Source organism: Zoogloea sp. (assembly GCF_028689785.1).
Classification (GTDB): Bacteria; Pseudomonadota; Gammaproteobacteria; order Burkholderiales; family Rhodocyclaceae; genus Zoogloea.
Genome location: NZ_JAQVCN010000003.1, coordinates 168,425 through 182,172 on the forward strand (window position 1 = coordinate 168,425; position 13,748 = coordinate 182,172).

A 13,748-nucleotide genomic window follows, 5' to 3' on the forward strand; every position below is an offset into this window, starting at 1 on the left:
CTTGCGCCTAGAGCCAGTACACCACCACGAACAGCAGCAGCCACACCACATCCACGAAGTGCCAGTACCAGGCCACCGCCTCGAAGGCGAAGTGGCGTTTGGCGTCAAAGTGCCCCGACAGGCAGCGGCCTGCCACCACGGCCAGCATGATGGCGCCGAGGGTGACGTGGAAGCCGTGGAAGCCGGTGAGCATGAAGAAGGTGGCGCCATAGACGCCTGCACCCATGGTCAGGCCGAGCTCGGAATAGGCGTGGTGATATTCGTAGGCCTGAAAGCCGAGGAAGATCACCCCGAGCAGCACCGTCAGGATCAGCCCTAGATTGAGCTGGCTGCGCTTGCCCTTCATCAACCCCCAGTGGGCCCAGGTGAGGGTGATGCCGGAGGTGAGCAGCAGCGCGGTATTGATGGCGGGAATGCCCCAGGCGCCCATCGGTGTGAAGCTCGCGCCCTTGGGGCCGGCGGTGGGCCAGGCGGCGGTGAAACCTTCATACAGGGTGAAAGCCGGGTCCATGCCGGCCAGGGCCGGCACCGAGATGACTCGGCAATAGAACAGGGCACCGAAGAAAGCCGCGAAGAACATCACCTCCGAACCAATGAACCACACCATGCCCTGGCGGAAGGATTTGTCCTCCCAGTCGGTGTAGTCGCCCCGCTGGTTTTCGGCGATCACCGCACCGAACCATTTGAACAGTACGAAGATGATCACCGCGGCCCCGGCGCTCATGACCCACGGCCCCGGGGCGAACTTGTTCATCAGCAGGATGAAACCCAAGGCCAGCAGGAACATGCCTCCCGACAGGAAGATCGGGTACAGGCTGGGCTGCGGCACGTAGTAGTGCGTGGCGTGGGGCGCGGCGGTGGTGGCGGGCGAGGCGTTCAAGGCGTGCTCCCGAGGGCAAGGGGTTGAATCACGGTTTCGGCGGCGCGGGGAAGAAGGCGTAGGCTAGGGTCAGTTCGGAGATGTCCTTGTTGATGCCGCTGTCCACAACGAAGGTCAGGGCCATCTCGCGGCTTTCGCCCGGGGCCAGGGTCTGCTGGGTGAAGCAGAAACAGTCGAGCTTCTGGAAGCTGCGCGCCGCCACCGTGGGTGACACACTGGGCACGGCCTGGCCGACAATGGTCTGGTCGGACAGGTTGCGCACCAGGAAGCGGGTGGTGCGCAACTCGCCGGGATGCAACTCGATGGCCGGTTCCAAGGGGCGGATTTCCCAGGGCAGGCCGGGCATCAGGGTGGAGGTGAACTGCACGTCCAGCTTGCGGCTGTAGTCCACCGCGCTGGGGGGCAGATCCTTGGCCTGGGTGGCGTCACGCAAGGTTTTGCCATTGAAGCCGACGGCCTCGCAGAAGGTGTCGTAGAGCGGTACCAGGGCGAAGCCGAAGGCAAAGAAGGCCACCGCCAGCAGCAGCAGGCGGACGACCAGGCGGCCGTGTTTTCGGGGTGGGGGCAGGGCGGCTTCGTTCACGGCGAGGCTTAACGCTGGATGAAGAAGCCGATGATGTAAAGGCTGGCGGCAACAGCCCCCAGCACCCAGGCAAAGCGGGCGGAGGCGCGGCGGCGCAGGGCGAGGTCGGAGTCGTCGAGGTGCATGTCGGGTCTCCTCACGTGCCGGACTTGATGACGGGTTGGGTGTCCCAGGAGTGGTAGGGGGGAGGCGAGCTGAGTTCCCATTCCAGGCCGCTGGTGCCTTCCCAGACCTCGTCGGTGGCCTTGGCGCCGCCTCTCACACAGCGCCAGATGTTCCAGGCGAAGAGCAGTTGCGACAGGCCCAGCACGAAGGCGCCGACGGTGGAGATGGCGTTGAACTCGGTGAACTGCAGGGCGTAATCGGGGATGCGCCGGGGCATGCCGGCCAGGCCCAGGAAAAACTGGGGCATGAAGGTGAAGTTGAAGCTGATTACGGTGAGCCAGAAATGCAGCTTGCCGAGTTTTTCGCTGTACATGTGGCCGGTCCATTTGGGCAGCCAGTAATACACCCCGGTCATCACCCCCATGATGCCGCCGGCGAACAAGGCGTAGTGGAAGTGAGCCACCACGAAATAGCTGTGGTGATACTGGGCGTCGGCGGCCACGTCAGCCAGCACCAGACCGGTGAGGCCGGCGATGCCGAACAGCACGATGAAGCCGATGGCGAAGAGCATGGGCGTCTCGAAGCTCATGGCGCCCCGCCACATGGTGGCGATCCAGCAGAAGAACAGCACCGCCAGGGGCAGCGAGATGGCCATGGTGCTGTACATGAAGTAGAGCAGGGCGGGCACCGGCAGGCCGGCGGTCATGAAGTGGTGGGCCCACACGATGAGCCCCAGCACGCCGATGGCGATGAAGCCATAGACCTGGGCGGTGTGGCCGTAGATGGGTTTGCGGGTGAAGGTGGACAGCACGTGGGGCATCAGGCCCCACACCGGAAGCAGCAGGATGTACACCTCGGGGTGGCCGAAGAACCAGAACAGGTGCTGGAACAGGATCGGGTCACCACCACCGGCCGCATTGAAGAAGTGGGTGCCGAAGTGGCGGTCGGTGAGCAGCATGGTGACGCCGCCTGCGAGCACCGGCAGGGTGATGATCAGCAGCACTGCGGTGACCAGCCAGCCCCAGCAGAACAGGGGCATCTTCATCAGCGTCATGCCGGGCGCCCGCATGTTGAGCAGGGTGGCGATGATGTTGATCGACCCCATGATGGAGCTGATACCCAGGATGTGGATCGAGAAGATGGCGAAATCCACCCCGATGCCGCCCTGCACCGACAGAGGTGCGTAGAGGGTCCAGCCGGTGGCCACGGCACCGTCGCCGATGCCGAACAATGCCAGGATGAAGGGCATGGTGAGCAGCAGCGCCGCTGGCGGCAGCAGCCAGAAGCCCCAGTTGTTGAGGCGCGGCAGGGCCATGTCGGGGGCGCCGATCATCAGCGGGATCATCCAGTTGGCAAAGCCCGTAGCCGCTGGCATCAGGGCCGCAAAGATCATCACCAGCGCATGCACGCCGATCAGCTGGTTGAAGAACTCCGGTTTCATCAACTGCAGGCCGGGCTGGAAGAGCTCCGCCCGCACCGCCAGGATCATCGCCCCACCGACGAAGAACATCAGCAGGGAGAAGGTCAGGTACATCGTGCCGATGTCCTTGTGGTTGGTGGTGGTCAGCCAGCGCATCAGCCCGGCGGGGTGATGGGCATGGCCGGCATGGGGATCGAGGGTATGGGTGGCGGTGTTCATCCGATGCTCCTCAGCGAAGGGCCTTGATCTGGGCGGGCTGGATCATGTCGCCCTTGGCGTTGCCGAAGGCGTTGCGCTCGTAGGTGATGATGGCGGCGAGGTCGGCGTCCGACAGGGTGGCCTTGAAGGCCTGCATGGCGGTGCCGGCTTTGCCGTTGAGCACCCGGTCCACGTGGCTGTCGGGAAGCAGCTTGCCTTCCGGCGAGAGCAGCGGGCCGGTGACGATCTTGCTGCCCGCCAGGGCCGGGAAGGCCGGCGGGAGGCCCTGGCCTTCGGCCTGGTGGCAGGCGGCGCAGTTCTTTTCATAGGCGGCCTTGCCGGCGGCCACCAGCTCTTCCTTGGTCCACGCCCGGTCGCTGCCGGCCGCGGCGGCGGCCATCTCGGTCTTCTTCTTGTCCACCCAGGCAAGGTATTCGGCCTCGGGCACGGCGCGCACCACCACGGGCATGAAGCCGTGGTCCTTGCCGCACAGTTCGGCGCACTGGCCGCGATACACCCCGGGCTCCTCGATGCGCACCCAGGTCTCGCGCAGGAAGCCCGGAATCGCGTCACGCTTGACGCCGAACTGAGGTACCCACCAGGTGTGGATCACGTCGGTGGAGGTGAGCAGCACGCGCACCTTCTTGCCCACCGGCAGCACCACTTCGTTATCCACTTCGAGCAGGTAGTTCTCGCCCTTGGCGGCCTTGCCCTCGATCTGCTCGCGGGGGGTGGACATGGTGCTGATGAACTTGATGCCGGAGTCGGGGTATTCGTACTGCCATTTCCACTGCAGCCCGGTGACCTTGAGCACCATGTCGGCCTTGGTGCGGGTGTCTTCCATCTCGATTACTGCATGAAAGGCCGGGATGCCCATCAGTACGAAGTCGATGAAGAGCAGGATGCCGAAGGGCACCAGCACCCAGAACCACTGGAAGGCACCGGTGGGGCCGGTGAAGGTGGCGGGTTCGGCACCGGTGCTTTTGCGATGCTTGACCATGGAATAGACCATGATCGAGAAGACCACGACGAAGAGCACGGTGATGATCACCATGAACTCGTTGTGGATGTGGAGGGTGTCCCGGGCAATGGGCGTGACCGGGGTGGGGAAGTTCCAGGTGTAGTCGGCGAGAGCAGTGCCGGCGGCGAGAAGGAGGCTGAGACCTGCGAAAAGCCTGCCAGGGGGGCGGGGGTTGAGTGGGGTCAAGTCTCGTCCTCGTCTTTTCGTGGGATGATCAATTCGACTTCGCGGTCTAGCTGCGGAGCCGTCTGGAGAGATCTGAAAAAAACTGCTGCCGCTGAGGGGGTGTCATCAGGCGCCCGACCTGGCAGCTGCGGCCGTGGGAGCGGATGCAGATCAGCGGGTCGGGGGCGTCGCCAGCTTCCATGCTGACCCGGGCCCAGGCTGCAGAGAAACTGTATTGCCGGGCATCGCCGAGAAAACGTGTGGTGACGGTAAGGCGGTCGCCCTCCAGGCGAATGGTTTCGCTGGACGAATCGGCGCGATCAAGGGCGCGCAGGGCAATATAGAGGGCGGCGAGCTCAAGGCCCGCGAAGGGAAGAACCAGCCATGCGCCGGCCAGCAGAAAGCCGCCACTGACGAGCAGGCTTGCTGCAAGAATGCCGCGGACGAGATTACGGCGTGCTGTCGGGGACAGGGAGCAGTTAGGGCGCGCAGTCCATTCCTGCGCGCCCGCTGCCTCTGTTTTGGTCATAGCCATGGCGTCTCCTCCAGGCCCTGTCTGCGACTATTTGACGCAGATCAAATTGTGGGCTCAGTGTAGCATCGGCGTTTTGTTTTGCAGTGCACTTGATGAATTTGCAAATGATTGAATAAAAAGGGTTAATCAAATGATTTCGTTGCTGCGATGCGGCATGTTCGTCTTGGTGGTGCTGATGATGGGGCTGGGAGGGCTGACGGCCTGTTCTCCGGCCGGAGACGGCGGTGCGAACGCGGGTTTTGCGAGCACCGACATCACTGGCGCGAATTATGCAAAGGGCTTCCAGCTGACCGATCACACCGGGGCGCCCCGTAGCTTGGCCGACTACCGGGGCAAGGTTGTCACCCTGTTCTTCGGCTATACCCAGTGCCCGGATGTGTGTCCCACCAATCTGCTGGGTATGGCCGAAGTGATGCGTCAGCTAGGGCCGGATGCCGATCGGGTGCAGGTGCTGTTCATTACCGTCGACCCGGAACGTGACACCCAGGCGCTGCTCGCCGAATATGTCCCGGCCTTCGACAAGCGCTTTACCGGTCTGTATGGCGACGCCGCCACCACGGCGGCCGTGGCCAGGGACTTCAAGGTCTTCTACCAGAAGCAGGGCGATACCAAGGGCAGCGCCTACACGGTGGATCACTCCACCGGCACCTATGTTTTTGATCCCCAGGGGCGCTTGCGCCTTTATGTTAAGCACGGGGAGAAGCCGGAAGTGATTGCCGGGGATCTGCGCAAGCTGCTGGCCGGCAAATAGCTTTCCGGTGCACTGAAATGCAAAAGGGCAACCCGCGGGTTGCCCTTTTTGCCATCTGGGTGGCGCTTAGGCCAATGCGGCCAGCTGGGTGCGCATTTTCTGCATGGCTTTGGCCTCGATCTGGCGGATGCGCTCGGCGGATACGCCGTATTCGGCGGCCAGTTCATGCAGGGTGGCGGCATCACCCTCGGTCAGCCAGCGACGCCGCACGATGCTGGCGCTGCGTTCGTCGAGGGCGGCCAGAGCGTGGTGAAGGCCTTCGTCCTGCAGGCGGGCCGCCTGACGGCGGGCCAGCACGTCGGACGGCTCGGCGTGGGGGTCGGCCAGGTAGGCAATGGGGGCGAAACGCTCCTCGTCATCGTCGCTGCCCCCTTCCAGGGCCATCTCCTGCCCGGACAGGCGGGTTTCCATTTCGCGGACTTCTTCCGGCTTGACGCCGAGTTGTTGGGCCACGGCCAGCACTTCCTCGCCCTGCAGCGTATTGCTGCTGCTTTTCAGGCTACGCAGGTTGAAGAACAGCTTGCGCTGTGCCTTGGTGGTGGCGATCTTGACCAGACGCCAGTTCTTCACGATGTACTCGTGGATCTCGGCCTTGATCCAGTGGATGGCAAAGGACACCAGGCGCACGCCCCGGTCGGGGTCGAAGCGTTTTACCGCTTTCATCAGTCCCACGTTGCCTTCCTGGATCAGGTCGGAGTGGGGCAGGCCGTAGCCCAGGTAACCGCGGGCAATGGCTACCACAAGCCGCAGGTGGGACAGCACCAGCTTGCGCGCCGCTTCCAGGTCTTCGTTGTCCCGGAGGCTGTGGGCGAGGTCGGATTCCTCCTTCTCGGTCAGCAGCGGGATGCGATTCACGCTCTGGATGTATTGATCCAGGCTGCCAACCGCGGACGGGACGGGAAACGACAGGGTTTGAGACATGTGCAACTACCTCCTTGATGCCAATGTTAGCACTCCCGGTCTGTGAGTGCTAATAGTGGAAATTGGTTCCCGGGGCTCACACGTCCCGCAGCTTGATGCAGCGATGGGTGAAGCGATCGGACTCTCCGATGGCGAGAAAACGGGCCTTGTCCGCTTCGCCGCCCCGCAGGGTAGGTGGCAGGGACCAGACGCCATGGGGGTGGTCCCGGGTGTCGCGGGGGTTGGCATTCACCTCGGTGCGCCCGCTCAATTCAAAACCGGCAGCCATGGCTTGGTTGCTCATGAAGCTCTCCGAGACGTAGCCGCTACGTTTCATCTCGTCCAGCGATACCCCGGGGGCCGCACGGTGCTCCTCGATACCCAGGACACCCCCCGCCTTGAGCGCATGGGCAAAGGCGCGAAGGCTGGTTTCCAGGTGTCCGGCATCGAGCCAGTTGTGTACGTTGCGGAAGGTCAGGATTCGATCCGCCCCGTCCGTCAGGTTGATGCCTTCGAGAGTGCCCTGCGGGGTGAAATGGCCAATGTGCACCTTGTCATAAAGATCGGGGCGGGCAGCCAGGCGGGCTTCAAAGGTCTCCCGCAACTTGCGCCGGTAGGCCATGGGGTCGTCGTGGGCATAGTGGGCTGCGATGTAGCGGCCCTGCGCTCGCAGATATGGCGCGAGGATCTCGGTGAACCAGCCTGCGCCGGGAGTGATCTCGATCACCGTGTGGTGGGGCCGGACGCCCAGAAAGTGCAGGGTGTCGTAGGGGTGGCGGGCGGCATCCCGGGCTCGGTTGGCTTCGCTGCGGTGCGGGCTGGCGATGATTGCGCGCAGGGCGTCGTCATCGTCCTGAAGGCGGGCCTGCAGCGGGCGGATGGCGCCCAGCACCGGAAGGGCGGCCAGGTGGGAAAGAAAATGGCGGCGGGTGGTCATGGCGGCTCAGGATAAATGCGTTGGCCGGGTGCCGGCTTGACGGGGGCTAAATCGAAGCAATTCCCGTACCTCGTGTTGCGGTGGCGGTGAATGAAGCGCAATCCGGTGCAAAGTATGAGCCCGGATTCCAATATGGATGTCGATTCTGCTGGATTTTCAACAGTACGCTGTTTAAAAGCCAGCAGGCTTTGCTGCCGGGCCTTTATTCCGATCGATGAATAAGGCCTCAATGCTCATCTGCTCATATCGTTCCCATTTATTGTTGGTTCCGATTGTGGGGAAGGGCCAATAAATTGCACTCATCTTGTTATGACAAGTTGAGATGCTCGATACCGATATCCAGACCTCTTCCACGCCTATGGGCGATGCGCCCCTTTATCGGCGGATCCATCAGGCGCTGCGTGAGCGAATCCTCGATGGCGACTGGCCGCCGGGGCTCAGGCTGCCGTCCGAGAGTGCGCTGGGCTCCCTGTTCGAGGTCAGTCGGATCACCATCCGGCAGGCCCTGGGGGCCCTGCAGCGGGAGGGGCTGATCTACAGCCAGCAGGGCCGCGGCAGCTTCGTCAGCCGCCCCAAGGCCGTCCAGAACGTCACCCGGCTGCAGGGCTTTGCGGAGCAGATGGGGGCCCACGGCTACGAGGTGCGCAACCGCCTGCTGGCGCTCGCCGAGGTGCCGGCCGACCAGAAGGTGGCGTCGCGTCTGGGCTTGCAGAAGGGCACCCCGGTGGTGGAGATCCGTCGCTTGCGCCTGCTCGACCGGGAGCCGGTTTCCATCGAGCTCACCTGGCTGCCCCTGGACATCGGGCGTCAGGTGGCCCGGGCCGATCTGGAAGTGCGCGACATCTTCGTGATCCTGGAGAACGACTGCGAGCGCCCTCTCGGTCACGCCGACCTGGCCCTGGACGCGGTGGCCGCCGATGCCGAACTGGCTGCCCGCCTGAAGGTGCCCGAGGGCGCGCCGCTGCTGCGCGTCGAGCGATTGACCCATGACAAGGGCGGCCAGCCACTGGATTACGAATTCCTCTATTTCAGGGGCGACACCTTTCAATACCGATTCCAGGTGGGCCGCGGCCCAACCTCAGGGGAGTGACTCATGTCTTATCAATTGGACACGCGGGAAAGTGAATACGACATCGTGGTGGTGGGAGGCGGCACTGCCGGCCCCATGGCCGCCATCAAGGCCAAGGAGCGCAATCCGGAATTGCGTGTGCTGCTGCTGGACAAGGCCCACGTGAAACGCAGCGGTGCGATCTCCATGGGCATGGACGGCCTCAACAACGCCGTCGTGCCCGGCTACGCCACCCCCGAGCAATACACCAAGGAAATCACCATCGCCAACGACGGCATCGTCGATCAATCCACGGTGTATGCCTATGCAAAGCACAGCTTCACCACCATCGAACAGCTCGATCGCTGGGGCGTGAAGTTCGAAAAGGACGCCAACGGCGACTACGCCATGCGCAAGGTGCACCACATGGGTACCTATGTGCTGCCCATGCCCGAGGGGCATGACGTCAAGAAGGTGCTCTACCGCCAGCTCAAGCGGGCGCGGGTGGAGATCACCAACCGCATCATCGCCACCCGCCTGCTCACGGCGGCCGACGGCAGCGTGAACGGTGTGATGGGCTTTGATTCCCGCACGGCCGACTTCCATGTGATCCGCGCCAAGGCGGTGATCCTGGCCTGCGGGGCGGCGGGCCGCCTGGGCTTGCCGGCATCCGGCTATCTGATGGGCACCTACGAGAACCCCACCAACGCCGGGGATGGCTACGTGATGGCCTATCACGCCGGGGCCGAGCTGGCCAACCTGGAGTGCTACCAGATCAATCCGCTGATCAAGGACTACAACGGTCCGGCCTGCGCTTACGTGGCCGGGCCGATGGGGGGCTACACCGCAAACAGCCGCGGTGAGCGTTTCATCGAGTGTGACTACTGGAGTGGCCAGATGATGCTGGAGTTCTACCAGGAGCTGCAGGGCGGCAATGGCCCGGTCTTCCTCAAGCTCAACCACCTGGCCGAGGAAACCATCCAGACCATCGAGACCATCCTGCACAGCAACGAGCGCCCCAGCCGCGGCCAGTTCCACGCAAACCGGGGCACCGACTACCGCCACCAGATGGTGGAGATGCACATCTCCGAGATTGGCTTCTGCAGCGGCCACAGCGCTTCCGGCGTGCATGTGAATGCCCGCGCCGAAACCACCGTGCCGGGCCTCTACGCGGCCGGCGACATGGCTGCAGTGCCCCACAACTACATGCTGGGGGCTTTCACCTACGGCTGGTTCGCCGGGCATAGCGCGGCGGAGCGAGCCAGCAGCCTCGACTTCTCTCCGGTGGACGCGGAGCAGGTGGCCCGCGAGCGGGCACGCATCTATGCCCCCCTGCTGCGTGACCACGGCCTGCCGCCCCTGCAGGTGGAATACAAGCTGCGGCGCTTTGTTAATGACTACCTGCAGCCGCCCAAGGTCACCCGTAAATACGAGTTGGCCCTCGACCGCTTTGCCGAAATCGGCGAGGACCTTGAGCACCTGCACGCCAGCGACGCCCACGAGCTGATGCGCTGCGCCGAGGCCTCGGTGATCCGCGATTGCGCCGAGATGGCCGCCCGTGCATCGCTGTTCCGCACCGAGAGCCGCTGGGGCCTCTACCACCTGCGGGCGGACTACCCGGAGCGCAATGACGCCGAGTGGTTCTGCCACGCCCATCTGAAGAAGGACGAATCCGGCCGGATGAGCCACCACAAGCGGCCTGTCGAGCCCTACATCGTCCCCATCGCCGAACAGGAAAAGGATGCCTACGACCGGCTGCGTGTCGCGCCGAAGGCCTCCGCCGAAAAAGCCGTCGCCACCGTCTGACCCCCTGGAGAAACCCATGGCATTCCAACCCCGCAGCATCGCCCAGTTCAGTGAGGCCGCCGTCACCGTTGATCTCGACAAGTGCATTGCCCACAAGGGCTGCACCGTGTGCATCGACGTGTGCCCGATGGACATCCTCGAGATTGATCCCCAGACCGGCAAGGCCTTCATGAAGCGCGACGAGTGCTGGTACTGCCTGCCCTGCCAGAAGGACTGCCCGACCGGCGCCATCCACGTCGCCATTCCCTACCTGTTGCGCTGATTTCCCGCTTCACCCCCATACATATAGAGAGAGTTTTCCATGCGATTTTCCAAGCTCACCCGGCTCGCGGCCTCGGCCCTCGTCACCATGACCGTCAGCCTCGGCGCCCACGCCGAAACCCTGCGTCTGGCCATTGGCACCCAGGACACCACCATCAACTGCGCCACTGGCGGCCTGTTGATCCGCGAGCTCAAGCTGCTCGACAAATACCTGCCCAAGGACGGCAAGTACAAGGGTGTGCAGTACGACATCCAGTGGAAGAACTTCACCTCCGGCGCCCCGCTGACCAACGAGATGGTGGCCGACAAGCTGGACATCGGCACCATGGCCGACTTCCCCGGCTCGGCCAACGGCGCCGCCTTCCAGAAAGCCGGCAAGAAGAGTCTGTTCATCACCGTGCTGTCGGGCAGTACCCAGGGCAGTGGCAACGGCGTGGTGGTGCCCAAGGATTCCAGTGCCACCACCCTGGCCGAACTGCGTGGTAAGACCATCTCCGTGCCCTTTGCCTCTGCCGCCCACGGCATGCTCCTGCGCGCGCTCAAACGCCAGGGCCTCGACCCCGAGAAGGACGTGAACATCATCACCCAGGCGCCGGAAGTGGCCGGCCCGGCACTGCAGGCCGGCAAGATCGACGCCCACGCCGACTTCGTGCCCTTCGCCGAGCTGTTCCCCTACCGGGGCTTCGCCCGCAAGATCTACGACGGCGTGCAGTCGGCCACCCCGACCTTCCATGGTTCCCTGGTCAATGCCGAGTTCGCCCGCAAGTACCCCGAAGTGGTGGTGGCCTTCCTGCGCGCGGCCATCGAGGCCGACCGCCTGTTTGCCAGCGACCCCGAGAAATACAGCGAGCTGATCGAGAAGCACACCGGCATCGACGCTCCCGTCAGCTACCTGTTTCACGGCCCCCTGGGGCTGCAGACCCGGGACTTCACCTGGAAGCCGGAATACCGCCAGGCCCTCAAGACCTCCATCGACACCCTGCACCTGATGCGCCGTATCGATGTCACGCCCGATCCCGCCACCTTCATCGACGACCAGTACATCCGCGCCGCCTTCAAGCAGTCCGGCCTCAACTACGACGCCCGCCTGAAGAGCTATGACAAGCTGCCCCTGAAGGCCAACGACGCCGTCACCGGCAAGCCCATCACCGACACCCGCCGCCTCGCCGGGCTGTGGGTCGCGGGGGAGCCCAAGGTGCGTCACTACGCCACCATTGCCAACGCCGTGCAGGATCTGCGCAAGCTGGAGCAGGCCGGCAAGGCAGTGCGCGCGGTGTATGTGCATGACCTGATCCACGGCATCAAGCTGCTCGGCCCCCAGGCCTGGTTCGCCCGGGATGCCCAGGGTGAGGTGAGCGCCTTCCTGCAGAAGGACGCCGCCGTCGCCTACGCCTCGACCAACAAGGGGCAGCTCCTCGACTTCGCCGCCCTCAAGACCTCGGGAGCCGGAAGGTGACAGCCTACGGACAACTGTCGGTCGCACGCCGCATGCTGCCCTTGCTGTCGCTGCTGATCTGCGTGGTGCTGTGGCATGTCGCCTCATCCCAGCGCATGAACCTGGGGCTGGTGACCTTCCAGAACGTGCCCCAGCCTCTGGAGGTGGTCCATGCCGCCTGGGATCTGTTCCAGTCCCCCAAGCTGCAGAACCACCTGGGGGCCAGCCTGGGCCGGGTGGCCTCGGGCTTCCTCGTGGCGGCAGCGCTGGGGGTGGGCCTCGGGTTGGCCATCGGGCGCTTCCGCTGGGTCCGGGAAACCCTGATGCCGCCCCTCGAAGTGGCCCGGCCGATCCCCGCGGTGGCCTGGATTCCCCTGTCCATCCTGATGTTTCCCTCCTCCGAGGGCAGCATGATCTTCATCACCTTCGTCGGCGCGCTGTTCCCCATTCTGCTCAACACCATTCACGGCGTGCACGGGGTGGACCCGCGCCTGATCGCCTCGGCCCGCAGTCTGGGCACCCGTCGCTGGGCCATCTTCGCTCGGGTCATCTTGCCGGCGGCCGCGCCGTCGGTACTCACCGGTCTGAGCATCGGCATGGGCACCTGCTGGTTCTGCCTGGTGACCGCCGAGATGATCTCCGGCCAGTACGGCATCGGCTATTACACCTGGGAGTCCTACACCGTGCAGAACTACGCCAACATCATCGTCGGTATGCTCCTGATCGGCCTTCTCGGCATGGGCAGCAGCGCCCTGCTGCACCGGGCCGGCCAGGCCCTGATGCCCTGGTATCGTCCGGGAGGCCGTCCATGAACGCCATCCTTTCCCTGTCCGAACTCGCGCCCGAGGTGAGCACCGGGCGGCTCGACATCGACCGGGTGTCCATCGAGCTGGGCAGCGGCGCCGACCGCTTCACCGCCCTCGCCGATGTGTCGGTGAACATCGCTCCCGGCGAGTTCGTCTGCCTGCTGGGCCCTTCGGGCTGCGGCAAGTCCACCCTGCTGGGGGCCCTGGCCGGCCACCTGACCCCCTCTCGGGGCCAGCTGCGGCTCGATGGTGCGCCCATCGGCGGCCCCGATCCGCAGCGTGGCCTGGTGTTCCAGCACCACACCCTGTTCCCGTGGCTGTCGGTGCGCGACAACGTGGCCTACGGGCTGCGCATGCGCGGCGTGGGGCGGGCCGAGCGCCACGCCCAGGCCATGACCTGGCTCAAGGAGGTGGGGCTGGAGGGCTTCGAGCACCACTACCCCGGCGCCCTCTCCGGGGGCATGCAGCAGCGCGTGGAGATTGCCCGCGTACTCATCAACCAGCCCCGCGTGCTGCTCATGGACGAGCCCTTCGGTGCGCTGGATGCGCTGACCCGCCTGAAGATGCAAGAGCTGCTGCTGGCCCTGTGGAGCAAGCGGCGCATGACCGTCGTTTTTGTGACCCATGACATCGACGAAGCCCTGTTCATGGCCGACCGCATCCTCGTCATGAGCGCCCGGCCCGGGCGGGTGATCGAAGAGATCATCGTCCCCGCTGGCCGGCCCCGCAGCGCCGAATGGCTGACCGGTTCGAGCTTCATCGAGCACAAGCGCCACTGCCTGGCCCTGCTCCGCGACCCGGCGCTGACCGTCCCGCTGGCGCGCCTTTCCCCGATCAACCCGGCAGCAGAAAGCGCCGATCCGGCCGCCTATGCCGACTGAACAGACCGAAGCCTGA

At 64.5% G+C, this 13,748-nt stretch carries 14 protein-coding genes; 7 read left to right on the forward strand and 7 right to left on the reverse strand.

Annotated elements, in window-relative coordinates; translation table 11 throughout:
* Positions 1-7 precede the first annotated feature (7 nt).
* The 5 genes from PHI64_RS02985 to PHI64_RS03005 form a co-directional block, all read right to left on the reverse strand.
* A complete protein-coding gene (locus tag PHI64_RS02985; protein ID WP_299878343.1) occupies positions 8-880 on the reverse strand; it encodes a cytochrome c oxidase subunit 3 in 873 nt (290 codons plus the stop codon).
* A gap of 28 nt (positions 881-908) precedes the next feature.
* Positions 909-1,463 (reverse strand): cytochrome c oxidase assembly protein, encoded by a 555-nt coding sequence (locus PHI64_RS02990; RefSeq protein ID WP_299878346.1) that lies wholly within the window; start codon positions 1,461-1,463, stop codon positions 909-911.
* Positions 1,464-1,599: 136 nt separating this feature from the next.
* Positions 1,600-3,207 carry a cytochrome c oxidase subunit I gene (ctaD, locus tag PHI64_RS02995; RefSeq protein ID WP_299878349.1) on the reverse strand — a complete coding sequence of 536 codons (1,608 nt, stop codon included), beginning with the start codon at positions 3,205-3,207 and terminating at the stop codon, positions 1,600-1,602.
* Between the two features lie 10 nt (positions 3,208-3,217).
* Entirely contained in the window at positions 3,218-4,393 is a 1,176-nt protein-coding gene (gene coxB / locus PHI64_RS03000) for a cytochrome c oxidase subunit II (RefSeq protein ID WP_299878352.1), read from the reverse strand.
* Positions 4,394-4,439: 46 nt separating this feature from the next.
* Complete coding sequence (locus tag PHI64_RS03005; RefSeq protein WP_299878355.1) at positions 4,440-4,907, reverse strand: DUF2244 domain-containing protein; 468 nt, start codon at positions 4,905-4,907, stop codon at positions 4,440-4,442.
* A gap of 178 nt (positions 4,908-5,085) precedes the next feature.
* Here PHI64_RS03005 and PHI64_RS03010 point away from each other — a divergent pair, with 178 nt between their 5' ends.
* Positions 5,086-5,658 (forward strand): SCO family protein, encoded by a 573-nt coding sequence (locus PHI64_RS03010; RefSeq protein WP_299878438.1) that lies wholly within the window; start codon positions 5,086-5,088, stop codon positions 5,656-5,658.
* Positions 5,659-5,724: 66 nt separating this feature from the next.
* Here PHI64_RS03010 and rpoH read toward each other — a convergent pair whose 3' ends face one another.
* A complete protein-coding gene (rpoH, locus tag PHI64_RS03015) occupies positions 5,725-6,579 on the reverse strand; it encodes an RNA polymerase sigma factor RpoH (protein WP_299878358.1) in 855 nt (284 codons plus the stop codon).
* A gap of 76 nt (positions 6,580-6,655) precedes the next feature.
* Complete coding sequence (locus tag PHI64_RS03020) at positions 6,656-7,495, reverse strand: methyltransferase (RefSeq protein ID WP_299878361.1); 840 nt, start codon at positions 7,493-7,495, stop codon at positions 6,656-6,658.
* 322 nt (positions 7,496-7,817) lie between these two features.
* Between PHI64_RS03020 and PHI64_RS03025 the strand changes: the two genes are divergently transcribed.
* From PHI64_RS03025 to PHI64_RS03050, 6 genes are read left to right on the forward strand one after another with little or no spacing between them, the layout of a single operon-like run.
* Entirely contained in the window at positions 7,818-8,585 is a 768-nt protein-coding gene (locus PHI64_RS03025) for a GntR family transcriptional regulator (protein ID WP_299878364.1), read from the forward strand.
* Between the two features lie 3 nt (positions 8,586-8,588).
* Entirely contained in the window at positions 8,589-10,349 is a 1,761-nt protein-coding gene (locus tag PHI64_RS03030; protein WP_299878366.1) for a fumarate reductase/succinate dehydrogenase flavoprotein subunit, read from the forward strand.
* A gap of 16 nt (positions 10,350-10,365) precedes the next feature.
* Complete coding sequence (locus PHI64_RS03035) at positions 10,366-10,611, forward strand: 4Fe-4S dicluster domain-containing protein (RefSeq protein WP_299869445.1); 246 nt, start codon at positions 10,366-10,368, stop codon at positions 10,609-10,611.
* Between the two features lie 39 nt (positions 10,612-10,650).
* The gene (locus tag PHI64_RS03040) at positions 10,651-12,066 is read left to right on the forward strand and encodes an ABC transporter substrate-binding protein (protein WP_299878369.1); all 1,416 of its coding nucleotides are present in this window, start codon (positions 10,651-10,653) and stop codon (positions 12,064-12,066) included.
* On the forward strand, positions 12,063-12,857 hold the full coding sequence (locus tag PHI64_RS03045) for an ABC transporter permease (RefSeq protein WP_299878372.1): 795 nt from the start codon (positions 12,063-12,065) through the stop codon (positions 12,855-12,857). Before PHI64_RS03040 ends, PHI64_RS03045 begins: the two co-directional genes overlap by 4 nt.
* A complete protein-coding gene (locus PHI64_RS03050) occupies positions 12,854-13,732 on the forward strand; it encodes an ABC transporter ATP-binding protein (RefSeq protein WP_299878377.1) in 879 nt (292 codons plus the stop codon). The genes PHI64_RS03045 and PHI64_RS03050 overlap by 4 nt, the downstream gene beginning before the upstream one ends.
* The last annotated feature ends 16 nt before the right edge of the window (positions 13,733-13,748 follow it).

What these genes read in the sequence shown, in the direction of transcription:
- ctaD (WP_299878349.1), bottom strand. Translation starts at nt 3,207, where the DNA reads ATGAACACCGCCACCCATACCCTCGATCCCCATGCCGGCCATGCCCAT.
- PHI64_RS03005 (WP_299878355.1), bottom strand. Translation starts at nt 4,907, where the DNA reads ATGGCTATGACCAAAACAGAGGCAGCGGGCGCGCAGGAATGGACTGCG.
- PHI64_RS03010 (WP_299878438.1), top strand. Translation starts at nt 5,086, where the DNA reads ATGGGGCTGGGAGGGCTGACGGCCTGTTCTCCGGCCGGAGACGGCGGT.
- rpoH (WP_299878358.1), bottom strand. Translation starts at nt 6,579, where the DNA reads ATGTCTCAAACCCTGTCGTTTCCCGTCCCGTCCGCGGTTGGCAGCCTG.
- PHI64_RS03020 (WP_299878361.1), bottom strand. Translation starts at nt 7,495, where the DNA reads ATGACCACCCGCCGCCATTTTCTTTCCCACCTGGCCGCCCTTCCGGTG.
- PHI64_RS03025 (WP_299878364.1), top strand. Translation starts at nt 7,818, where the DNA reads ATGCTCGATACCGATATCCAGACCTCTTCCACGCCTATGGGCGATGCG.
- PHI64_RS03030 (WP_299878366.1), top strand. Translation starts at nt 8,589, where the DNA reads ATGTCTTATCAATTGGACACGCGGGAAAGTGAATACGACATCGTGGTG.
- PHI64_RS03035 (WP_299869445.1), top strand. Translation starts at nt 10,366, where the DNA reads ATGGCATTCCAACCCCGCAGCATCGCCCAGTTCAGTGAGGCCGCCGTC.
- PHI64_RS03040 (WP_299878369.1), top strand. Translation starts at nt 10,651, where the DNA reads ATGCGATTTTCCAAGCTCACCCGGCTCGCGGCCTCGGCCCTCGTCACC.
- PHI64_RS03050 (WP_299878377.1), top strand. Translation starts at nt 12,854, where the DNA reads ATGAACGCCATCCTTTCCCTGTCCGAACTCGCGCCCGAGGTGAGCACC.